Genomic DNA, 23,270 nt, shown 5'->3' with positions numbered 1-23,270 from the left:
GACAATTCATTTCGCGAAAGTGCGATTTATCCGCACGGCCTCGAAGACTACATTTCACCCTGTCGCAGCGCCGCTTGTGCTGCAAATGAATCGATAGGAGTGAATCATGAAACGCAGTCTCTTGGCTGGTCTGGCTCTTTCGCTGCTCGCAAGCGCGCCGGTATTTGCGCAAGGCAACGGCGGTGGCGGCATCGGCCGCGCGGGCACTTATCAAACGCAACCCACGCCGGGCACGAGCGCGAAGACGCGCGCGGAAGTGAAGGCCGAACTGGTCGCCGCTTATCGTGACGGCTCGCTGCCCGAACTGAATCGCACCAGCTACCCGAACAAAGGTTTGATCGGTCAGACGCAGGCCGCTCGTATCGCGTTGCAGGAAGGCGCGAACGGCGACGCGACACGCGTCGCCAGCGGCCAGTAACTCAGGCGAACACGCCACGATGATTCGGTTTCCGAAAGAAATGATCATCATGGCGCTGCACATGCACTCTTCAAAAAGGAGCACATCATGACACCATCCGAACTGGACCAATGGGATACCGATACCCCCGTGTGGACGCCGTATCGCGCGCCCCGGCAATAAGCGCCGCGGGCAGTTTTTCGCGGCGGTAGTACCAGTGCCCGCGGCATTCACTGCGCGGGCACTGTTCTGTGCACACGATCAGGCATCACCGCTTCGGCACACCTTCACGCCACTCGCCCCAATGCGTGACGATCTCCTGCACGAGTGGGTTACCCGTGCGGTACAGGTTCTCGATAGCAATCGTGAAGCCGCCTTGCGCCGCGTAGTTGAGCAGGTTGTCCGCGCTGGTCTGCCCATCGTAGGGCCGGTCGAAATCGGAACCCGCACGCAGGACCGCAACGCGACTCAAATCGACCTTATGCACGGACGCCGCGCGCTTGAGCGCTTCGTACGTCGCGTTGTCTTCCTGCTGCGTCGTGCAATACACGCCTTGGCCGTCCGTCAGAATCTTCGTCCAGTCGCGCGCCCGCTGACCGAGCAGCGTGCCTGACCACCACGTGTCGCCAGCCAGCGTATCGCACTGAATCACCGTGGGCGGACGATTAGCCGGCGCATACGCATACTTCGCGCGAGCCGCCTGAGCCTGCGTGTTATCGGACAGCGCAACGCTATGCGACAATGCAAATGCCGTATCGGCAAGTTGCGTGTTCAACTGGAACACCTCAGTGCGGTAGTCGAGCGGCGGCTTGTTCGCGGGACTCTTCGTGTTGATCCCCAGATAGCCGGTATTCCAGCCAGACGGAATTTCGCGCCCGTCGATCTCCCACTGAATGCCGAAGTCGACCAGATACTTCGCCCACGCGGCCGAGCCGACGGTACCTTGCTGCGGGTCGATGCCGGCGATCCCGGCGACCATGAAGTAGGTATGCCGCAGATCGAAGCGCGGCGAGAAAGTCAGCGCCATGATCGATGCCGCGGCGTTGCTATGCCCCATGCCGGTCGTCATCACGCACACGTCCTGCCGGTTGCAGTGAACGTTCGGATAGTCGGCCGATAAACCGTCCACCGGGATGTCGCGCCACGGGCCGAGCCGGTCGAGCCACACCTGACCTTCGGGACCGAACATCGAGATGATCATCACCTTGACGGGCCGCCGATGCGAACCGCCGTCGCCTTGCGAGGGGCCATCGTTGTCGTCCGCGCTGGCCGGTCCGGCCGACAAGGCCACGCACGCCGCGAGTGCACAGGCGCAGAACGCGCCGAGAGAACGAGTCAGCATCATGATCTTCCTTTTTGCTTACGATGCAGATTGGGAGAGAGTGCTGCTTTCAGGCCGATAGAAGTATAGGTGCGAAGAAATTATTTGCCATCACGTGGTGCGTATATTCTCGTCGGGCTGTGAAAGTAACGGTACGACAAAGCTCGTCGCATTGTGCCGGGCTTAATACGATAAGCGCGGGACACAACCCGTCGCTTTCCGCCCTATACCGCCGGATACCATCCACGAGAAAGTGGCACAGGCCGATCGGCTTGAACGGCAGTGGGCAGTTCACTCGGACTTTCCCGGCAACTCGCGCCCTCGCTGCTGCATCTGCGCCCAGGCGGCAACGAAGCGGTGATAGGGCTCGCGAGCCGTAAGCCGGTCCTGGATCGATAGCGCGCTCGCGATGGCCGCGCCCTCCGCATCCGTACCCGCTGCATTCGCTACGACCGAACCGCCTGCGCTCGTCGTCGCGCCCGCGAGGTTCAGGTCGCCTGCGGTGGCCGTCAGCGATACGTTACCGTTCGCCGCGGTCTCGCTGCCCGCGAGATTGAGGCCGCTACCCGAAAGGGACGCATTGCCGCCCGCTACGTTCTCGCCGGTCGCGTTGATCTGACCGCTCGTCGAAACATTGAGGTCACCCGAATTACCGACCGAGCCATCGTTGTTGACGCCTGCGCCGAGAATACCGGTCGAATCGAGGGACCCGGCATTGATCGCAGTATTTTGTTGTGCCGCAAGCGTGCCGCTATTCGTCAGTGCGCCCGCTGAACCGATGGTCGTATTCTGCTGAGCGTAGACGGTCCCCGTATTCGCGACGCTTGCCGCATTGATACCGACGTTGCCGGTCGCGGTCATTGTGCCCGACTGGACGAGCTGGCCCGAAGTCGTCAGAGTAAGGTCGCCAGCCTGCGCGGCAATCGTATCGGCGTTCGCCACCCCCACGCCGTACTCGTTGCTCGCCAAAACGATACGGTTCACATACATACCGCCGAGCTGCGAGACGTCGATAGAGACGGCGGGCGCGGGTCCGCTGCCCGCAATGGGTGTCGGCGTCAGGCTCGCGTAGTCGATATTGTTCGAGCCGGTCGTAACGTTGAGCGTATTCGCGTAGATGGCCGCGTTAGCCTGTACGGCTCTCGCCAGGAGGTCAACCTCATCGATATTCGAGCCGTTAAGGCCCGCGCCTTGTACGGTAATCGTGCCGCCCGTTACGTTAAAGCCGGTCAGGTTACCGTTGCCGTCGATAAGTGGGTTGCCAGTCGTTAGAATTCCTTTTGACGTATTGATAAAGCCGCCGCCATCCACGACCAGGCCGGACGAATTTGCTATCACGACCGCAGCGGTTTTCTGTCCCGCGACCTCTACGTAACCGCGCAACAAGGACGGGTTGTTGCTGTTGACCTGATTAACGATAATCTTCGCGGCGTTGTTCGGTCCGAAATTCGGATTGCCGGATATCTGTCCCGCGAGTTGGGTGTTCGTATTAACGGGCGAATTATTGAGAATCGCGCCGCCAGACGAAACGTCGAATTGCGAATATGTGTTAAGTGATACGCCAGCACCCGACGGCTTCGTAACATTCACTTGAGGCAGACCATTTGCCGTATTGATAACGTTCGGCGCGTGCGCGCCCGACGGGACGATCTGCGCATCCGAGAGCGCGGGCGCCACTCCGAGGAGTATTAGCGCGGCAAAAGCCGCGTGACGCATGGCGAAAAGCGTAATCGGTCGATGCGCGGGCGAAGGCCCGGTCTCGCCAGAACTCGTGCTGTGTCCGATTGCGGTTTCTGCGACCGCGACGAGCATCCCCCGGAGCTTGCTGAACACAAGCCGGTAACAACGGTAATTCATTACTTGTGCCCGTAATGCTGAATGAAGCCCCGCCGGTTGCGAGGCGTTTCGCAAACTATTTACGACGCAACACCATGACGCCAGATCACACGCCGCTTCTCGATTTATTTGAGCGCGTGGCTGACGAAGATATCAATCGAACAGTTAGATAACCATCAGATAAATCTGAATTTATCTGAACATGACTATATCTAATGGTTGCGCCACCGCTATTCCCTCGCCACTATCATTAAGCATCCTAAATATTTGACCTAAATCAAAATCAAACGGTGCATCGTTACGTCTCAGCGCGGACGAAACACGGCAGCTCGAAGAGCTGTATGTGCCGCATGCCGTGACCGGGTTCAAACAAGCGGGCGTATTGACGAAGGCGAGGCGGACACCGCAATGAAGTCCGCCAGCATGGCCTCAAGCGCCGCCAGACACGCGCGGCACTTCCGGCTCGAAAAACACCCAGCGCACTTGCGGAAACGTCGCCTGCAAATCAGCTTCGATCACGTTGATCGCATCGACCATCGCTCGGCCGCTCGCGTAGTCGATCATTTCCGCCTGCACCGCAACCACCACGTGGCGCCCCCATTGCAGCGTAATCAGATTGATGATGCCGCGAATCTCGGCGCGCGCGCGCAGATGCGCCTCGATCGCGCGGCGCACTTCCGGGCTCGCCGATTCGCCGACGATCATCGACTTCACTTCGCGCGCCACCAGCCATGCGATCAACATCAGCAGGAAGCCGACGCCGACGGACCCCAGCGCGTCATATACCGGATTGCCGCTCACCATCGTGAGCAGCACGGCGACGAACGCAATCGCGAGCCCCGCCAACGCGGCGATATCCTCTCCCGCGACGACCAGCAGTTCGGACTCGCGTGTCTCACGGAACCAGCGCCACATGCTCTTGTCAGGATGCGTCTTGCGAATCTCCTTGACGGCGCCCCACAACGACAGCGCTTCGAGCACCACCGACACACCGAGCACGGCCAACGCGACATACGCATGCTGCAACGGCTCGCGCGCGATCAGACGATGCACGCCCTCATACACCGAAAACGCGCCGCCGACAAAGAACAGCAGCAGGGCGACAAGAAGCGAATAGAAATTGATTTCGCGTCCGCCGCCCATCGGATGCAACGGGCTCGCCGGCCTGCGCGCTTGGCGCAGCCCGAAGAGCAACAGCAGTTGATTGCCGCAGTCGGCGGTCGAGTGAATCGCTTCAGCGAACATCGAGCCGGAGCCCGTGAACGATGCAGCGGCGAACTTGCAGATGGCGATGCCCAGGTTGGCGGCGAGCGCATAGAAAATGGCTTTCGGCGATTCTTCTTTCATCGTCGGCAGGACGTCCGTGAGATTGCAGTGAGCTTGCGCGCGGCAAGAATCCGTATTATGGACATGCCGGGCGGCGTGCGTCCAACGCCGGTGTTGTTTGCACCGCACTCCTGTTCATCTTCACGGCGTCCCTATGCGCTCGCGCCGCGTCTGCCTAGACCCTTTCGAGCGCCGCCATCTCGCGCACGATCACCAGCAGCATCGACAGACTCGCGCCGCCGCTCGCGCGCAGATCGGCCAGCAGCCGCGCGTAGCGTTCGAGTTGCGCGGCACGCTTGTCGCGCCATGCGTGCACCAGCGCATCCGGTGTCGAGGCTTCGTCCGCACCGGCCAGCGCGCTCGTGGTCAGCGCGCGTTTGAGACGGGTCAGTTCGGCGAGCGCCGTGGCGCGCGCGAGCATGTCCCAGTGCGTGGGTGCCGGCAACGCGGCCGCGCGCTCGCTGATCCAGCCGTAGTTCAGCAGCGTGCCGAGCGCGAAGTACACGCCCGCCACCAGTTCGAGGCTGCGTCCGCAAGTCGACGCCACTTCGGCTATGTCGAGCAGCGATGCCGATACATCGCCGCTCGCGATCCGCACCGCCAGTTCACTATCCACTCCCGCATCGGTGAGCACGCGCCGCCGCTCGGACAGCGCTTCGAGATCGGCAGCGGGCAACAGCGCGGGCCATTGCGGCGCGAGACGCCCCGCCGCTTCGCGGCAGCGCGCGAGCAGGCCGGCCACATCGGCGTGGCCGCCCGCTTGCAAGTGCCGCAGGAACCATAGCGCCGAACGTTCGACGAGCCTTGCGACTTCGACGAACATGCGCGCCTGCACATCGTCGGCGACGCGGTTGTCGAGCGCGTCGATGCTGCGCCACACGTCGTCGAGATCGAATACGTCGCGCGCCATGATGCAGGCGCGCACGATATCGCCGGGCTGCGCGTCGGTTTCCTCCATCAGCCGATGCACGAATTCACAGCCGACGCGGTTCACCAACGCATTGGTCAAATGGGTCGCGAGAATTTCGCGGCGCAACGGGTGACGCTGCATCGGCACGCTGAAGCGCTGGCGCAGCGGCTTCGGAAAATATTCGACCAGCATGTCGGCGACGAGCGGGTCTTCCGGCATCGACGATTCGAGCAGCTCGTCGTACAGCCACATCTTGCTATAGGCGAGCAGCACCGCGCGCTCCGGCGTGGTGAGGCCTTGCTTCGCGGCGAGCCGTTCGGCGACTTCCTCGTCGGTGGGCAGGAATTCGATCACGCGATTCAGGCGCCCCGCGCGTTCGAGGTAGCGCATCAGACGCGCCTCGGCGTCGAACAATTCGACGCCATAGCGGCCGGCAATCGACAGTGCCTGAGTCTGATAGTAGTTGTCCTGCAACACCAGCAGCCCGACTTCGTCGGTCATTTCCGCGAGCAGTGCATTGCGCTGCTTCACGGTCATCTCGCCATCAGCGACGACGAGGCCCAGCAGAATCTTGATGTTGACCTCGTGGTCCGAGCAGTCGACGCCCGCGGAATTATCGATCGCATCGGTATTGAGGCGGCCGCCGCGCTGCGCGAATTCGATGCGCCCGAGTTGCGTCAGACCGAGATTGCCGCCTTCGGCCACGACTTTGCAACGCAGGTCCGCGCCGTTCACGCGGATCGCGTCGTTCGCGCGGTCACCCACTTGCAGATGCGTTTCGCGGCTCGCCTTCACATAGGTGCCGATCCCGCCGTTATAAAGCAGATCGACGGGCGCCTGAAGAATCGCACGCATCAGTTCAGCTGGCGCGAGCGCCGCCGCGCTGATGCCGAGCACCGACTGCACCGCCGGCGACAACGGAATCGTCTTGGCGCTGCGCGCAAACACGCCGCCGCCCGCCGAGATCAGCGACGGATCGTAATCGGCCCAGCTCGAACGGTCGAGCTTGAAAAGCCGTGCGCGTTCGGCAAGGCTCACGGCCGGATCGGGATTCGGATCGAGAAAGATATGCCGGTGATCGAACGCGGCCACCAGTTTGATATGCGGCGACAACAGCATGCCGTTGCCGAACACGTCGCCCGACATATCGCCGATGCCGACCACGGTGAAGTCCATCGTCTGCGTATCCACGCCCATTTCGCGGAAGTGCCGTTTGACCGACTCCCATGCGCCACGCGCGGTGATCGCCATCTTCTTGTGGTCGTAGCCGACCGAGCCGCCCGACGCAAACGCGTCGTCGAGCCAGAAGCCGTATTCCTGCGAGATCGCGTTCGCGTAGTCGGAGAACGTGGCCGTGCCCTTGTCGGCGGCGACCACCAGATAGGGATCGTCGGGATCGTGGCGCACCACGTCGGGTGGGGGCACCACGTCCGTGCCGGAAAGGTTGTCGGTCAGATCGAGCAGGCCGCGCAAGAACGTCTGATAGCACGCGACGCCTTCGCGCATCCACGCATCGCGCTCGCTCTGCGGCGGCGGATTCTTCACGACGAAGCCGCCCTTCGAGCCGACCGGCACGATCACCACGTTCTTCACCATCTGCGCTTTCATCAGGCCGAGCACTTCCGTGCGGAAGTCCTCGCGCCGATCCGACCAGCGCAAGCCGCCGCGCGCCACGCGCCCGCCGCGCAGATGCACGCCTTCCACCCGCGGCGAATAGACCCAGATCTCGAACATCGGCTTGGGTTCGGGCAGGCCGGGCACCTGCGCGGGATCGAATTTGAACGACAGATACGGCTTGGGATGGCCCTGCGCATCGAAGCGATAGTAGTTGGTGCGCTTGGTCGCCTTGATGACGCCGAGAAACTGCCGCAGTATCCGGTCCTCGTCGAGATTCGGCACCTGGTCGAGCGCGCTTTCGATCGTGCTCAGCCAGCCGTCCACGCGCGCCTCGCGCGTGTCGCCGAGCACGGGGTTGAAGCGTGCGATGAACAGCTCGACCAGCATCCGCGCGATCGCGGGATTGCCGGTCACCGCGCGCTCGATATACGCGTCGCTGAAGGTCGAACCGACCTGGCGCAAGTACTTCGCATACGCGCGCAGAATCGTCACCTCGCGTGCATTCAATTGCGCGCGCAACACGAGCCGGTTGAAGTCGTCGCTTTCGATCGCGCCGGTCCACACCTGCTCGAACGCTTCCTCGAAAAGATCCTTCACGCGTTCGATGTCGAACTCCGCATCGTCCGCGAGTTCGAGCCCGAAGTCGTGAATCCACGCGGGCGTGGCGCCCAGCGCCTCGATCAGATAGGGCCGCTCTTCATCGACACGCACGCCCAGATGTTCGAGCATCGGCAAGCTGCGCGACAGCGCGATCGGCTGACCCGCGCGATAGACCTTGAAGCGGAAGCTGCGCGGCCCGGCTTCGATCGGACGGTATAGATTCATCGCGAGGCGCTCGCTGCCCTGCACGCGTTCGATCAGTTCGATGTCGCGCACTGCCGTGCGCGCCGGATAGTCGTCGCGGTAGCCGGCCGGAAACGAATCCGCGTAATGCTGCAGCAGGCGGTTGCCGTGCTCCTCGCCGAATGCGTCGAGCAACGCGTCGGCAAGATCGTCCTGCCAGCGGCGCGCGACCTGCACGAGCCGCGCTTCCAGTTCGCGCGTGTCGACGTTCGGCATGCCGCCCGGCTTCGCATGCACGACGAAGTGAATGCGCGCGAGCGTGGACTCCGAAAGCAGCGGCGTGAATTCGACGCTCTCGCCGTTGAATGCGGCGGCCAGCAGGTTCGCGATGCGCTGCCGCAAGTCGGTGTTGTACTTGTCGCGCGGCACGAACACGAGGCACGACACGAAGCGGTCGAAGCGATCGCGCCGCACGAACAGGCGCGTACGCTGATGCTCCTGCAAACGCAGCACGCCGAGCGCGATGTCGTAAAGCTGATCTTCGTCGGCCTGGAACAGCTCGTCGCGCGGATAGGTTTCGAGCACGGTCACCAGCGATTTCGCCAGATGACCTTTTGGCAGGAAACCGGCCCGCCTCACGATATTCGAGCATTTGCGCCGCACGATCGGAATGTCCGCGGCCGACAGAAAATACGCGGTGGACGTATAGAGGCCGATGAAGCGCCGCTCGCCGGTCACCTTGCCGTCCGCGCCGGTCAGCTTGATGCCGACATAGTCGAGATAGCCCGGCCGGTGCACGGTGGCCCGCGAGTTGGCCTTGGTCAGAAAGATCGGCGACGCACTCGCGATGATCTCGGCGGCGGCCGGCGGCAACGCCGTGACTTCGGCCGAGCCCGCGGGCCGCAGTGCATCGCGCAGAATGCCGAGACCGGAGCCGGGCACCGCGCGCAGGCCGTAGCCGTTCTCGTGCTGCAACAGTTCGTAGTCGCGCTGACCGAGGAAGGTGAAATGATCGGCCACCATCCATTCGAGAAACGCGCGCGTTTCGACACCTTCCGGGCCGCCCTCGCCCGCCTTCATGCCTTTGATCGTCGTGCGCGCGAGTTCGACGATCTTCGGCCAGTCCTCGACCGCGGCGCGCACGTCGCGCAACACGTGCGCGATGTCGTCGCGCAGCGCGTCGAGTTTTGCGGCGTCGCCGCAACGGTCGACTTCGAAGTGGATGAACGAGGTCAGATGCGAGCGCGTGTCGGCGGCTTCCTCGGCCCCCTGGCTGACCCGCGCGATGCCGCCGTCCGCACCGCGCCAGATGCGAAACACCGGATGCACGACCGAATGCAGCGCGAGCCCCTGGCGGTTGACCGCCATCGAAACGGAATCGACGAGGAACGGCATGTCGTCGTTGACGATTTCGACCACGGTGTGATCCGAGTGCCAACCGTGCTGTTCGAGGATCGGGTTGTAGACGCGCAGCCGTTCGGTGCCAGGCACGAAGCGCTGCGCGGTTTGCCAGTGCGCGAGCGCCGCGCCGTACAGATCGGCGATCGAGCGGCTTTGCAGATCGTCGGCGTCGACAAAGTCGTAGTAGTGCCGCAGAAAGGGCTCGACGACGTTGAAGGTTGGCTCCGGCAGCCGCCCACGAGCGAATTCGACGACATCGTTCAGCAAGTGCGTGACGGCTTCTTCGTTCTTTGCTTGCATGATCAACTCCCCCGGCTAGCGGCAATGGCGAGTACGGCTTGATTCACATGCATCGTCTGAAGAGGAATTATGCGCCTGCCGCCCCGCATCCGATCGACGACCGTTGCCAGGTTATACCCGCTGACGATTGTCATGCTGCAACCGCTCGGGCGGGTGTTTAGAGCGCGGGCTTCGGCGCGGCTTGCGCGGCCGCTGGCTGGTGCGCCTGTGTTGGCGCGGGCGTGTGCTGCTGTTCGAGCCATGCACGGACCTGTTCGGCGGTCCAGACGGGATCATCGTGCGGCAGGTCGTGGCCGGCCCAGGGATGCTCGCGGTGCGGCGCGCCCCATGCCGTCGCGAGCTTCGCCGAACACACCGGGTCGACCAGCCGGTCGCCGCGCGACGACAGAATCAGCAGAGGACAACGCGGCGCAGCCATCGCGGCGCTAAAGCGCGCGGCGGCCCACAGTTGCCGCAGCGCATTGCCGCGGCTCACCGGCGCGCTGCGGCGAATTCCGCTCCATGCGTCGAGATCCGCGTCCAGCGTGTCGGCGCGATTGCACGTCAGCCGATGAATGCCGCGCTCGGCGCGTGGCGCGTCGCTCCAGCGCGCGGCGACGCCCAGCAAGCCCGGCCACGCCGACGGCCGCAGCCGCTCATGCATACGGCTGAACGGCCGCATGCTGGTATTGATCAGCACTAGCCGCTCGAGTTCGGCGGGATGACGTTGCGCCCAGGCCGTCGCCACCATGCCGCCGAGCGACATCGCCAGCACGGCATACGGCCCGGGCTCGCCGGTTTGCAAGGCGGCATGCCGTATGAAATCGACCATGCCGGCGACTGCGTTCGGCGCACGCAGGTGCGCGAACTCGCCGTTGCCCGGCAGATCGATCGGCAGCAGGCGCTCGGAGCCAGGCGCGGCGCGCAACGCCTCGGGCAGAGCGCCCCAGTGACGCGTTTCGCGCGTGAGTCCGCGCAGCAGTATCCACGTGCTCATGCAGTTTCCGCTTTATACCAATGGTCGATGGCGTTTTGCAGCAGTTGCTCGCGACGGCCGCCTTGCGGCAACCAGCGCTGCGCTGAAAACGCGGCGCGCGCCAGGAAGTCGAGCAGGTTCGCATGACGCCGGAGTACGCGCTCGGTGCGATGCGCCTTCACGGGGTTGAACATTCCCTGACGCGAAAACAACTGCCGCGGGTTCTTCTTGATCCATAGCCACGAGCCGAGTTCGAGCGTCATCGGCAAGAAGATGTGCGGTGCCGGCGCGCGGTCGTACGCGTAGTCCCACAGATCGCCATGCAGCAGATACTGGTGGCTCTGCGGTTCGAACGCGTAGCCATGATGCGGATGCGCGCGTTCGAACATCGTTTTCAGCACGTACATCTCCGGCAAATGCGGCATCAGCTTGCGGGTTCGCGCGTAGGGAAACCAGATGCTGTCGCTCCAGCCATAACCCGAGTGGCAATCCAGCGCGAAGCTCAACGGCCGCGTGACCAGTTGCGTTTCGACCACCTGCAACAGCGCGGCGGCCTCCGGCTCCATCGGCGCGCCTTCGAGACCGCGATACCACGGCAGCCATGCGCCCAGACGCTGACCGCCGGCGAGCAGCGGGACGCGTTCGTCCGCGTTCTGCGGGGCATTGCGCATCAGGTCGACGCCGTTCGGATTCGCGCGCGTGGACGCCCACATCCCGCCTGGATTGACGATCGGCATGAAGATCAGACGAATCGACTGCAACTGCCGCACCAGCAGTTCGTCCCATTCGAGCCGCGCGAGCAGCGCGCGCATGTAGTCGAGCACGAGTTGCGAGCCGATCCGCTCGAGCCCATGAATGCCGCCGAAAAACCCGATGGCCGGCGCGAGCGGATCGGTCGAACCGATGCTCGCGGTATGCACGGCGAACTGCCGCCCGCGCACCGCAGTCTCGCACACGGTGCGGATTTCGAAGCTGGCGCTGCCCTGGTCGAGGATCGACAGGAGGTCGTCGTACTCCGCGAAACTGTCGGGAAGGAAGCTCAAAAAAGGCTGCATGGCGACGCCGCAAGGAATGGCTGGGTTATTGGGGACGGCACATGGATGACGCAATATAGCCTGGCCGCGCGTCCGCATGCGTGAGCGGCATGCAGGGGGGGCGCGAAGCCTGTCATGCGGGCGTCATGATCCAGTCAAATCAGTGACTTCAATCTGCCTTCATCACGACGCAAAAGAGACACCTGAAGATATAGTCATCTAGACGTTGCAACGCCTTCACTCAACCGTCACAGACGCTTCCTAGAATGAGGCCCACACATGCCGGCAACGCCCGGATGCATCAAGGGGTACTTATGGAAGCAATTGGGGAAGCAATTCGTATCGAGCGGCTGAGCAAGACGTTCGGCAACGGCCGCAAGGCGCTCGACGAAATCGATCTGCGCATCGAGACCGGCGAAATGGTCGCGCTGATCGGCGCGTCAGGTTCGGGCAAGTCGACGTTGCTGCGGCACATCGCGGGCTTCACGGCCTCCGACCCTCAGCCGTCGCAGATCGCCATTCTCGGCCGGCCGATCCAGCAGAACGGCCGCATTGTCAGGGAAGTGCGCAGCATTCGCCGTGACATCGGCTTCGTGTTCCAGCAATTCAATCTGGTGAATCGGCTCTCCGTCGAAACCAACGTGCTGATCGGCGCGCTCGCGCGCCTGCCGTGGTGGCGCCGTCTGACCGGATGCTTTCCGGTCGCCGAGCGCGCGTTGTCGCTCGCCGCGCTAAACGAAGTCGGCATCGGCGAACATGCGCACGAGCGCGCCGCCAACCTTTCCGGCGGCCAGCAGCAACGCGCGGCATTGGCGCGGACGCTGGTGCAGCGCGCGCGCATCGTGCTCGCCGACGAGCCGATCGCGTCGCTCGATCCGGAATCGTCACGCCGCGTGATGGACATGCTGCGCGCGCTGAACGTCGAGCATCAGCTGACGGTATTGGTGTCGCTGCATCAGGTGGACATCGCCATGCAGTATTGCCCGCGCACCATCGCGCTGCGTGGCGGCAAGGTGGTGTATGACGGACCGTCCGCCGCGCTCACGCCGGTGCTGCTGAAAAAACTCTACGGCGACGACGCCCGCGAACTGCTCGACGAAGCCGCTGCGCGCATGGAACACACTGACGCAGCGCATCACACTGCCGCCGGCGCGCAAGCGCAAGACGAGGTCACGCCCGCCGCCACACGCTACCCATTCGCCCTCAAGCCGGCGCACTCGAACTGAGCGCGCCGCTCCACTCCGCTCACTCAACCGGATCTCAACCGATGAAATTTTTGCGTTCACTGATCACGCTGGCCGTCGGAGCAGCCGCCTTCGCCTGCGCCGCCACCGCCTACGCCGAGGACCTCAACCTCGGCATCATTTCGACCGATTCGTCGTCGGTGCTGAAACAGCGCTGGGAACCGCTGATCGAAGACATGAACAAACAGACCGGCCTGAACGTCAAGGCGTTCTTCGCGACCGACTACGCCGGCATCATCGAAGGGATGCGCTTCAACAAGGTCCAGGTCGGCTATTTCGGCAATGCGTCGGCGATCGAAGCGGTAGATCGTTCGGATGGCGAGGTATTCGCGAAGATCCAGTATGCGAACGGCGACGCGGGTTACTACTCGGTGCTGATCACCAACGCGAACAGCCGCTTCAAGACGCTCGACGACGTGTTCAAGAACACGAAAGACGTCACGCTCGGCTTCGGCGATCCGAATTCGACGTCGGGCACGCTGATTCCCGGCTACTACCTGTTCGCGAAGCACAACACGCCGGTGAACACTGCGTTCAAGGCCGTGCTGCCGTCGAGTCACGAAGCGAATCTGCTGGCCGTCGTGAACAACAAGATCGACATCGCGACCAACAACACCGAAATGCTCGACACGCTGAAAAAGCAGCATCCGGACAAGTTCGCGCAAGTGCGGGTGCTGTGGACCTCGCCGCTGATTCCGTCGGACCCGCTGGTGTGGCGCAAGGATCTGCCCGAAGCGACCAAGGACAAGCTGCGCAAATTCTTCCTGAACTACGCGAAGACCGATCCGCACGAGAAGGCGGTGATGGCGGCGATCACCGGCTACAGCGGCTTCGCCGCGTCGTCGGATGCGCAGTTGCTGCCGATTCGCCAGGTCGCGCTGTTCCAGCAGAAGCAGAAGATCGAGAGCGACGCGCATCTTTCCGCTGACGACCGCAAGACCCAGTTGGCCGCGCTCGACGCGAAGCTCAGCGCGCTCAACGCCACGCAAGCGAAGCAATGAATAGCGCCGACCTGAGCGCGTCGCCCAAGCGCGCGAGCGAAGCGGCCGCCAACCAGACGAGACCCCGTTCAGCACCGGCGGCAGGCCGACCCTGGGCCACGGCGGGCAAACGCAGCTGGTGGTCGCTGCTCGGCTGGATCGCGGTGCTCGCGGTGCTGGGCGGCGCATGGCATGGCGCCGACATGCGGCCGATGGATCTGCTGACCGACTCCGGCAACATGGGTCAGTTCGCGAAAGACTTCTTCCCGCCTGACTTCACCGAGTGGCGCAGCTATCTGCACGAGATGATGGTGACGCTGTCGGTGGCGGTGTGGGGCACGGCGTTGTCGCTCGTGTGCGCGGTGCCGTGCGGATTGATGTCGGCGCACAACCTGGCGCCGATGTGGATCGTGCAGCCGATGCGCCGCGTCATGGACGCGTGCCGCGCGATCAACGAAATGGTCTTCGCGATGCTGTTCATCGTCGCGGTCGGACTCGGTCCGTTCGCCGGCGTGCTGGCGCTGTGGGTGCATACGACCGGCGTGCTCGCCAAGCTCTTCGCCGAAGCGGTCGAGGCCATCGATCCGCGTCCGGCCGAAGGCGTGCGCGCCACCGGCGCAAGCCCGCTCGACGAAATCGTCTATGCGGTGCTGCCGCAAGTGCTGCCGCTGTGGATCTCCTATGCGTTATATCGCTTCGAATCCAACGTGCGCTCGGCGATGGTGGTCGGCATGGTCGGCGCGGGCGGGATCGGCGTGGTGCTGTACGAGGCGATCCGCTCGTTCGACTACGCGCAGACCGCGGCGGTCATGATCATGGTGGTGGTCGTGGTGACGGTGATCGACCTGGCGTCCGCGTGGTTGCGCGAGCGCGTGACTTGAGCCTGGCGGCGCGGAGGTTGGCGGCGGTGGCGAAGCACGGCATTGCGTCGCCACCGCCGTCATTTGAAACCGCCGCACGCATCGACACGTCAACGCGTCCATCACTCCCATCGCCTCACCTCGCCATCGCCATAAATCGCCGCCTTTTTCCACATAAAGCCCCTTCGCTTTAGTCGTCCACTCCTCCATTCCGGCGTTCTGCTGGAATAATCACGGCCTCGCGGCCGGCCCTCCGGCCTTTCCCCCTCCTCTTCCTGGTAGTCGATGGAAAGCTTTGTCGTCCTGCTGGTGCTGCTCTCCGCACTGCTTCACGCCACCTGGAACGCGTTTCTGCATCTATCCGAAGACCGCGTCTGGCTGCTCGGCATGATGGCGATCCCGTATATCGCCGTCAGCGCGGTCGGCGTGCTCGTGCTTCCCATGCCCGCGCCTGCGGCCTGGCCGTACATTTTCGCGTCGGTGGTGCTGGAGTTCGGCTACCTGCTCGCGCTGATCCGCGCCTATAAAAGCGGCGACTTCGGCCAGATCTATCCGATTGCCCGCGGTCTTTCGCCGATGCTCGTGTTCGCCGGCGCGCTGGTGTTCGCGGGGGAAGCGCTCAAGCCGCTGGCGGCGCTCGGCGTCGCGCTGGTGTCGCTCGGCATCGTGTCGCTCGCGTTCCGGCGCGGCATGCGTTTTTCCGGCGAGAGCGTGCCGTTTGCGCTGCTGACCGGCCTGTTCATCTCCGCGTATTCGGTGGTGGACGGGATCGGCGCGCGCGTCGCGGGCAGTGGCCTGAGCTACATCATGTGGGTCTATCTGATCTGGAACATCCCGCAGTTTCTGTTCGCCTGGCATTGGCGCGGCGGCGCCAAGGGGCTGTTCATCGGCCGCACGGTGGTGTGCAAGGGCATCGCGTCGGGCGTGCTCGCGCTCGGCGCCTATTGCCTGATCATCGAGGCTTACCGGTATCTGCCGATCGCAATGGTCTCGGCGCTGCGCGAGCTAAGTTCGATTTTCGCCGTGTTGATCGGCTGGCTGTTCATCCGCGAGAAACTCACACCGCGACGCATCCTGGCGTGCGCGCTCGTGACGCTGGGCGCTGTGCTGATCCGGATATAGCGCGTCGCGGCGCTGTGCAGGGGCATGGCGAAGTCGCTTGAAGAGGCCACCTCGGTGACCACCCCGCCCCGCGCTCACGCAAATTGCGGCAATGTCGCGTCGATCGCATCGGCGAGCGTATTGAACGCGGGCGCGATCGCCTCGTCCGGCACGCACGCATAGCCGATCAGCAAGCCCGACGGCGCCAGCGACGGCTGCGCGTAATACCCCGACAACGGCCGCACGATGATATTGCGCTCCAGCGCGGCGGCCGCCACCAGACGGTCGTCGCTGCCTGCGGGCAACTGCATCACCAGATGCAGGCCGGCGTCGCCGCCCACCGCCGGCAGCGCATCGCCGTAACGGTGCGACGCGGCGTCGAGCAAGGTCTGCCGACGCTGCCCGTAAAGCGTGCGCATCTTGCGGATATGCGACGTGAAGTGCCCCTCGGCGATGAACTCGGCGAGCATCGCCTGTTGCAGCAGTTGGCCTTCGCGATACAACTCGGCGCTCGCGGTGGCGAAACTCTCCGCCAGCGCTTCCGGCACGACCAGATAGCCGATGCGCAGCCCCGGAAACAGCGTCTTGCCGAAGCTGCCCACGTAAATCACCTGGCCCGACGTATCCAGCCCTTGCAGCGACGCCAGCGGCCGGCTGCCGTAGCGGAATTCGCTGTCGTAGTCGTCCTCGATGATCCAGCACTGGTGCTGACGCGCGTACTCGAGCAACATGCGGCGCCGCGCGAGGCTCATCACCATGCCGAGCGGATACTGATGCGACGGCGTGACCAGCATCAGCTTGGGCGGCTGCGCAAGATCGTCTGGCGAAGGATTGATGCCTTCGGCGTCGACGGCGATCGGCCGCGATTGCAGGCCGGACACGTGCAGCACGCTGCGCACGCCCCAATAACAGGGGTCTTCGGTCCACATCACATCGCCCGGATCGGATAGCAGACGCACGGCAAGGTCGACCGATTGGTGAATCCCGGTCGTGACGATGATCTGCTCCGGCGTGCAGCGCACGGAGCGCGAGGTGCGCAGGTAGTCGGCCAGTGCGTGGCGCAGCGCGGCGAGCCCGCCGCCCGGCGCATAGGTGAGCAGGTCCGGGCGCAGCCGCCGCCAATACTTGTTGTGCAGGCGGCTCCACGCGCGCGCCGGAAACTTCGTGACGTCCGGCACGCCCGGCATGAACGCACCCCATTGACGCTTCGACACGCCCGCACCGGCGATCAGCCGCGCGCCGCGCGTGGAGAGCGCGCGCGTCGCTTCCAGCGGTGATGACGGTGACGCTGCCGCTTGCGTTGCCTCTGCGTTCGGCGTACGCGCCGCAGCGGTTGGATCGGCATCCGGCGCGCCCACGATCTCGTCCGGCGCGCTGTCGGCGACGAACGTGCCGCGTCCGGTCGCCGAACTCACGTAGCCTTCGAGCACCAGCTGCTCGTACACCTGCGTGACGGTATTGCGTCCGACCCCCAACTCCCGCGCGAGCAGGCGCGACGACGGCACCTTGCTGCCCGCGGGCAATTCGCGCGACAGGATCGCCTGCTGCAACAGCCGATGCAGCTGGCGATAGATCGGCTGGCCGTTGCCCCGGTCCAGACGCTGCGCCAGCCAATCGGACAATACGCTCGCGCGCATGATTGGCTCCTATATTTTTACAAAAATGGCTCTGAAATTAAGAGCCAAATCTCATTATAGTCGCTGCATATGCCGCGCCGTGGGCGCGGCCTCCGTCAAAAACCAGGAGTGAAGGCGATGTCGATGAAAAATGCCGAACTGAAAAGCCGCAAGGACGCCGCCACGCCGCGCGGCGTCGGGGTGATGTGCGATTTCTACGCAGAACGCGCCGAGAACGCGGAACTGTGGGACATCGAAGGCCGCCGTTTCATCGACTTCGCCGCGGGCATCGCGGTGTGCAACACCGGGCATCGCCATCCGAAGATCGTGGCCGCGATTCGCGACCAGCTCGATCATTTCACCCATACCGCGTATCAGATCGTGCCGTACGCGTCGTATGTCGAACTGGCCGAGAAGATCAACCAGCGCGCGCCGGGCGACTATCCGAAGAAGACCGCATTCTTCACGACCGGCGCCGAAGCCGTCGAAAACGCGATCAAGATCGCGCGCGCCGCCACTGGCAGGCCGGGCGTGATCGCGTTCACCGGCGCATTCCACGGCCGCACGCTGATGGGCATGGCGCTGACCGGCAAGGTCGCGCCGTACAAGACCGGCTTCGGTCCGTTCCCGTCGGACGTGTTCCATGCGCCGTTCCCGAATCCGCTGCACGGCGTGAGCACCGCCGATTCGCTGAAAGCGATCGAATTCCTGTTCAAGGCCGACATCGATCCGAAACGGGTGGCCGCGATCATTTTCGAACCGGTGCAAGGCGAAGGCGGCTTCTATCCGGCGCCGGCCGAGTTCGTGCGCGCGTTGCGCAAGCTGTGCAACGAGCACGGCATCCTGCTGATCGCCGATGAAGTGCAGACGGGCTTCGCGCGCACCGGCAAGCTGTTCGCGATGCATCACTACGACGTGGTGCCCGACCTGATGACGATGGCCAAGAGCCTCGCGGGCGGCATGCCGCTGTCGGGCGTGGTCGGCCGCGCCGATGTCATGGATGCCGCCGCGCCGGGCGGCCTCGGCGGCACTTACGCCGGCAATCCGCTGGCGCTCGCCGCCGCCCATGCGGTGCTCGACATCATCGATGAAGAAGGGCTTTGCGAGCGCGCCACCGTGCTCGGCGAGCGCGTCAAGGCGAAGCTATCCGCGCTGCAACGCGGCGTGCCGCAGATCGCCGACGTGCGCGGCCCGGGCGGGATGGTGGCGGTCGAGTTCTGCAAGCCGGGCAGCACGGAGGCCGATGCGGACTTCACGAAGCGCGTGCAGGCGCGCGCCCTCGAACGCGGGTTGTTGCTGCTGGTCTGCGGCGTCTATTCGAACGTGGTGCGCTTCCTGTTCCCGCTGACGATTCAGGACAGCGTGTTCGACGAAGCGATGACGATTCTCGAAGACGTGTTGAAGGAAAGCGTCGCAGTGTCGGTTTAAGGCCTTCGCCACCGCCCCGCGCGCCGCATGCCTGACTGCTTGCGGCGCGCGCGGGAACGCATGACCGCATGACCGCTTGACCGGATTCGACGACCTCACGGCAAAACCCCGATGACCTCACTACCCCTGAAAGACCCGACTCTCCTGCAAACCCGCGCATACATCGCGGGCGAATGGCAAGGCGCCGATCACGGCGCGACGTTCGAAGTCACCAACCCGGCCACCGGCGCAAGCATCGCGACGGTGCCGCTGATGGGCACGGCGGAAACCCGTCGCGCGATCGACGCCGCCAACGCCGCATGGCCCGCCTGGCGAGCCCTCACCGCCAAGCAACGCGCGACGATCCTGCGCAAATGGCACGACCTGATGCTGGACAACGCCGACGATCTCGCGCTGATCCTGACCACCGAACAAGGCAAGCCGCTCGCCGAAGCCAAAGGCGAGATCCAGTACGCCGCATCGTTTCTCGAATGGTTCGCGGAAGAAGGCAAACGCGTGAACGGCGACACCCTTCCCACCCCCGCCAGCGACAAGCGCATTGTCGTGACGAAGGAACCGGTCGGCGTCTGCGCGGCCATCACGCCGTGGAACTTCCCCGCCGCGATGATCACCCGCAAGGTCGGCCCGGCGCTGGCGGCGGGCTGTCCGATCATCGTCAAACCGGCTGAGGCCACGCCGCTTTCCGCGCTGGCGCTCGCCGTGCTGGCCGAACGCGCGGGCGTGCCGCGCGGCGTGTTCAACGTCGTGACCGGCGAGCCGAAAGCGATCGGCGCGGAACTGACCGGCAATCCGGTGGTGCGCAAGCTGTCGTTCACCGGCTCGACGCCGGTCGGCCGTCTGCTGATGGCGCAGTGCGCCCCGACAGTCAAGAAGGTCTCGCTCGAACTGGGCGGCAACGCACCGTTCATCGTGTTCGACGACGCCGATCTGGATGCCGCGGTGGCCGGCGCGATCGCCTCGAAGTATCGCAACAGTGGACAGACCTGCGTGTGTACGAACCGCTTCTATGTGCACGAGAAAGTCTACGACGCGTTCGCCGAAAAACTGCGCGTCGCCGCCGAGCAGCTGAAGGTGGGCCTCGGCACCGAGGACGGCGTCACGCAAGGTCCGCTGATCAACGAAGCCGCGGTGCTCAAGGTCGAGTCGCATATCGAAGACGCGCTTGCGCAAGGCGCGCGCATCGTCACCGGCGGCCGGCGTCATGCGCTCGGCCACGGCTTCTTCGAGCCGACCGTGCTCACCGGCGTCACGCCGGCCATGAAGGTTTCGCGCGAGGAAACCTTCGGCCCCCTCGCGGCGCTCGTGCGCTTCTCGTCGGACGACGAAGTGATCCGCCTCGCCAACGACACGGAGTTCGGCCTCGCGTCGTACTTTTACAGCCGCGATATCGGCCGCGTGTGGCGCGTCGCCGAAGCGCTCGAATACGGGATGGTCGGCATCAACACCGGACTGATCTCGAACGAAGTCGCGCCGTTCGGCGGCGTCAAGCAATCGGGCCTCGGCCGCGAAGGCTCCCATTACGGCATCGACGATTACGTGGTGATCAAGTATCTGTGCGTCGGCGGGATCTGAGCCGCCGCTCAAAGCCGCACGCCGGCGGCGCTCGGCTGATCCGCCGTCGGCAGCTCGAAGCGGAAGGTCGTCCCCGCTCCCGCGCGATCGATCAGACGTATCTGACTGTGATGCAATTGCAGCATGCGCTGCACGATCAGCAAGCCGAGTCCGCCGCCACGATGCGGGCCGCTCGGGTTGAACGGGCGCTCGAACAGACCCGCGCGTTGTTCGGGAGGAATGCCGGGGCCGGTGTCGCTCACCGTCACCGATACCTTGCCGTGCTGATACGCGAGGTCCACGTCGATCGCGCCTTCGGCGGGTGTGTGGCGAATCGCGTTGTCGAGCAGATTCGTCAGCACACGTTCGATCATCCCCAGATCGGCGCACACGTTCGGCAGGCGCGGCGGAATGCCGGCCCGCAAGCGGATGTGCCGCGCCTCGGCCGGCAACTCGAATTTCTGAAAGACGTCCTGCACCAGATCGACCAGCGAAAACGGTTCGAGCATCGGCTGCACGTTGCCGTGTTCGAGCCGCGCCAGTTCGAAAAGCGACTGCGCGAGCCGCCCGACCTTGACGCTTTGCGCGAGCGCGATCGCCAGATAGCGGGCGCGCTCTGTTTCGCCGATGCTGTCGGCCTTCAGCGAAAGCGTCTCCAGATAGCCGTGCAGCGAGGTCAACGGCGTGCGCAGGTCGTGCGAGATGTTGGCGATCAACTCGCGCCGCTGCTGGTCCTGCCGCGTCAGCGCGCGCCACTGGTCGCCGATGCGCTTGGCCATCTGCGCGAACGTTGCTTCGAGCACGGCGATTTCGTCGCGCTGCCCGGCGGGCGCCGAGCGCGGTACGCTGGGTTGCGTGTCCGGTTCGCCTTCCGCGTCGAAACGGCGCATCGCGCCGGTGAGACGGCGCAGCGGCCGCGTGATCAGCCCGAATGCCGTCAACCCCGCGAGCAAGCCCAGCAGCGCGACCAGCGCCATCGACCACAACGTGGTGCGCAGCACCGAGCTGGCCGCCACGCGCGCGGCGAGCGCGTCGTGCTCTTCGCCGAGCAGCACCACGTAGATATAGCCGGACGGCGACTGGCCGTTCAGTTGCAACGGCGCGGCGCTGAACACCTTTTTGCCGTCGACGCTGCGCGGGTCGTCGCCGAGGATCGGCAGCGCGTCGCCCGCGATGAAGCGCCGGATCGGGGCGAGGTCCACCCCTTCGCGCTTGACGTGACCCGTCGGGGCATCGTCGCCCTGGATGCGCCCCTCGTTGTCGAGCAGGTAGACCTCGACGCTCGGATTCACCATCATCAACTGCCCGAACAGCTGGCGCACCGCGTCGGGCCGCAAGCCGTTCGCGTCCATCAGCGTGGTGCGGTGCGCGATATGGTCGGCGAGATTCTTCGACAGGCTCTGCACCACTTCCATTTCGTGCAGATCGCTCGAACGGATTTGCAGCCACGCCGACGCGCCGCAACACGCGAGCAATAGCGCGGAGAATACGAGCGAGAGCCGCTGGGTGAGCGTCAGATTCACGGCGCGCCCTTGTGAGTGCCGCCCGTGGCCGACGCCTCGCCACCCGTCACGGCCAGCTTGTAGCCGCGTCCCCAGACGGTGAGGATGCGCTCGGGCTGGGCCGGATCGGCTTCGATCTTCGCGCGCAGCCGGTTGATGTGGGTGTTGACGGTGTGCTCGTAGCCCTCATGCTGATAGCCCCACACGGCATTGAGCAGGTCCATCCGCGAGAACACCTTGCCGGGATGCTGCGCGAAGAAATACAGCAGGTCGAATTCGCGCGGCGTCAGTTCGATCGGCGTGCTGTCGACGGCGGCCTCGCGCGTCAGCGGGTCGATCGTCAGTCCGGCGATCCGCAGGCTGCCCCCGTCGATGCGCGAGTCCTTCGCCAGCGCTTCGACGCGCCGCAGCAACGCCTTCACGCGCGCCACCAGTTCGAGCACCGAGAACGGCTTGGCCAGATAGTCGTCGGCGCCCAGTTCGAGGCCGAGAATCCGGTGCACTTCGCTCGACCGCGCGCTGGTGATGATGATCGGCGTATAGCGCGTCATCGCCCGCGCGCGCCGGCAGATTTCCAGCCCGTCGACCCCGGGCAGCATCAGATCGAGAATCAGCGCGTCCCAGCCGCCTTGCTCCAGCAGCCGCAGCCCTTCGTTGCCGTCGGCGCTGTGCACGACTTCATAACGTTCATCGCGCAGATGAAGGCTCAGTACGTTGGCGATGTCGACATCGTCTTCGACGATCAGGATGCGCTTCGGTTGGTCCATGGAGGGCTTCGGGTGCCTGGAGGAACGTGAAGGGAGCGTGAAATGAGCGTGATTCGGCGCGCCGGCGGAAGACCTTTCAGCCGACGCGGGCCGTGGCCTCATTGTGCAAAATTTTCGGGCGGCGAGTTATCACATTTAATTTAACTTTTCGTGAGGACTTCGACATCGGCGGCGCCCTACGATGAGGCCACTTTTCGTCACTTCGCGCAACTACGCACGAACACTCATCAAGGGGCTCATCATGCAATGCAGAAGGCGCTTCCTTTTTTCCGGCGCGGCGGCGCTCGCCGCGCTGGCCGCCGCCCGCCGCAGGCGGCCCGCGGCCCCCGCGCCCTGCGGCG

At 64.4% G+C, this 23,270-nt stretch carries 16 protein-coding genes; 7 read left to right on the top strand and 9 right to left on the bottom strand.

Annotated features, from left to right (window positions below):
* Positions 1–106: 106 nt before the first annotated feature.
* Positions 107–418 (top strand): DUF4148 domain-containing protein, encoded by a 312-nt coding sequence (locus PQR02_RS03050; protein WP_408225280.1) that lies wholly within the window; start codon positions 107–109, stop codon positions 416–418.
* Between the two features lie 247 nt (positions 419–665).
* Here PQR02_RS03050 and PQR02_RS03045 read toward each other — a convergent pair whose 3' ends face one another.
* From PQR02_RS03045 to PQR02_RS03020, 6 genes are all read right to left on the bottom strand, one after another.
* Positions 666–1,739 (bottom strand): purine-nucleoside phosphorylase, encoded by a 1,074-nt coding sequence (locus PQR02_RS03045; RefSeq protein ID WP_408225277.1) that lies wholly within the window; start codon positions 1,737–1,739, stop codon positions 666–668.
* A 270-nt stretch (positions 1,740–2,009) separates the two neighbouring features.
* The gene (locus PQR02_RS03040; protein WP_459252046.1) at positions 2,010–3,575 is read right to left on the bottom strand and encodes a two-partner secretion domain-containing protein; all 1,566 of its coding nucleotides are present in this window, start codon (positions 3,573–3,575) and stop codon (positions 2,010–2,012) included.
* Between the two features lie 408 nt (positions 3,576–3,983).
* Positions 3,984–4,901 carry a cation diffusion facilitator family transporter gene (locus PQR02_RS03035; RefSeq protein ID WP_408225274.1) on the bottom strand — a complete coding sequence of 306 codons (918 nt, stop codon included), beginning with the start codon at positions 4,899–4,901 and terminating at the stop codon, positions 3,984–3,986.
* A gap of 154 nt (positions 4,902–5,055) precedes the next feature.
* Complete coding sequence (locus PQR02_RS03030; RefSeq protein ID WP_408225271.1) at positions 5,056–9,891, bottom strand: NAD-glutamate dehydrogenase; 4,836 nt, start codon at positions 9,889–9,891, stop codon at positions 5,056–5,058.
* 157 nt (positions 9,892–10,048) lie between these two features.
* Positions 10,049–10,867 (bottom strand): alpha/beta fold hydrolase, encoded by an 819-nt coding sequence (locus tag PQR02_RS03025; RefSeq protein WP_408225268.1) that lies wholly within the window; start codon positions 10,865–10,867, stop codon positions 10,049–10,051.
* Positions 10,864–11,901 (bottom strand): M14 family zinc carboxypeptidase, encoded by a 1,038-nt coding sequence (locus PQR02_RS03020; protein WP_408225265.1) that lies wholly within the window; start codon positions 11,899–11,901, stop codon positions 10,864–10,866. Before PQR02_RS03020 ends, PQR02_RS03025 begins: the two co-directional genes overlap by 4 nt.
* 293 nt (positions 11,902–12,194) lie before the next feature.
* Here PQR02_RS03020 and phnC point away from each other — a divergent pair, with 293 nt between their 5' ends.
* From phnC to PQR02_RS03000, 4 genes are all read left to right on the top strand, one after another.
* Entirely contained in the window at positions 12,195–13,106 is a 912-nt protein-coding gene (phnC, locus tag PQR02_RS03015) for a phosphonate ABC transporter ATP-binding protein (protein WP_408225262.1), read from the top strand.
* Between the two features lie 41 nt (positions 13,107–13,147).
* On the top strand, positions 13,148–14,125 hold the full coding sequence (gene phnD / locus PQR02_RS03010; protein WP_408225259.1) for a phosphonate ABC transporter substrate-binding protein: 978 nt from the start codon (positions 13,148–13,150) through the stop codon (positions 14,123–14,125).
* A complete protein-coding gene (gene phnE, locus PQR02_RS03005; protein ID WP_408225256.1) occupies positions 14,122–14,985 on the top strand; it encodes a phosphonate ABC transporter, permease protein PhnE in 864 nt (287 codons plus the stop codon). The genes phnD and phnE overlap by 4 nt, the downstream gene beginning before the upstream one ends.
* A gap of 264 nt (positions 14,986–15,249) precedes the next feature.
* On the top strand, positions 15,250–16,086 hold the full coding sequence (locus tag PQR02_RS03000) for an EamA family transporter (RefSeq protein WP_408225253.1): 837 nt from the start codon (positions 15,250–15,252) through the stop codon (positions 16,084–16,086).
* Between the two features lie 74 nt (positions 16,087–16,160).
* On the opposite strand, the gene pdxR is transcribed toward PQR02_RS03000, so the two are convergent.
* Entirely contained in the window at positions 16,161–17,702 is a 1,542-nt protein-coding gene (gene pdxR, locus PQR02_RS02995) for a MocR-like pyridoxine biosynthesis transcription factor PdxR (RefSeq protein ID WP_408225250.1), read from the bottom strand.
* A 123-nt stretch (positions 17,703–17,825) separates the two neighbouring features.
* Here pdxR and PQR02_RS02990 point away from each other — a divergent pair, with 123 nt between their 5' ends.
* Entirely contained in the window at positions 17,826–19,109 is a 1,284-nt protein-coding gene (locus PQR02_RS02990) for a 4-aminobutyrate--2-oxoglutarate transaminase (protein ID WP_408225795.1), read from the top strand.
* 111 nt (positions 19,110–19,220) lie between these two features.
* Positions 19,221–20,681 (top strand): NAD-dependent succinate-semialdehyde dehydrogenase, encoded by a 1,461-nt coding sequence (locus PQR02_RS02985; protein WP_408225247.1) that lies wholly within the window; start codon positions 19,221–19,223, stop codon positions 20,679–20,681.
* Positions 20,682–20,689: 8 nt separating this feature from the next.
* Here PQR02_RS02985 and PQR02_RS02980 read toward each other — a convergent pair whose 3' ends face one another.
* Positions 20,690–22,183 carry a sensor histidine kinase gene (locus tag PQR02_RS02980; protein WP_408225244.1) on the bottom strand — a complete coding sequence of 498 codons (1,494 nt, stop codon included), beginning with the start codon at positions 22,181–22,183 and terminating at the stop codon, positions 20,690–20,692.
* Positions 22,180–22,929: a response regulator transcription factor gene (locus PQR02_RS02975; RefSeq protein ID WP_408225241.1), complete on the bottom strand. Its 750-nt coding sequence runs from the start codon at positions 22,927–22,929 to the stop codon at positions 22,180–22,182. Before PQR02_RS02975 ends, PQR02_RS02980 begins: the two co-directional genes overlap by 4 nt.
* Between the last annotated feature and the right edge of the window lie 341 nt (positions 22,930–23,270).

Source organism: Paraburkholderia sediminicola (assembly GCF_046026895.1).
GTDB lineage: Bacteria > Pseudomonadota > Gammaproteobacteria > Burkholderiales > Burkholderiaceae > Paraburkholderia > Paraburkholderia sediminicola_C.
Note: the sequence above shows the minus strand (reverse complement) of the source record. Positions and strands in the feature narration are given on the sequence as shown.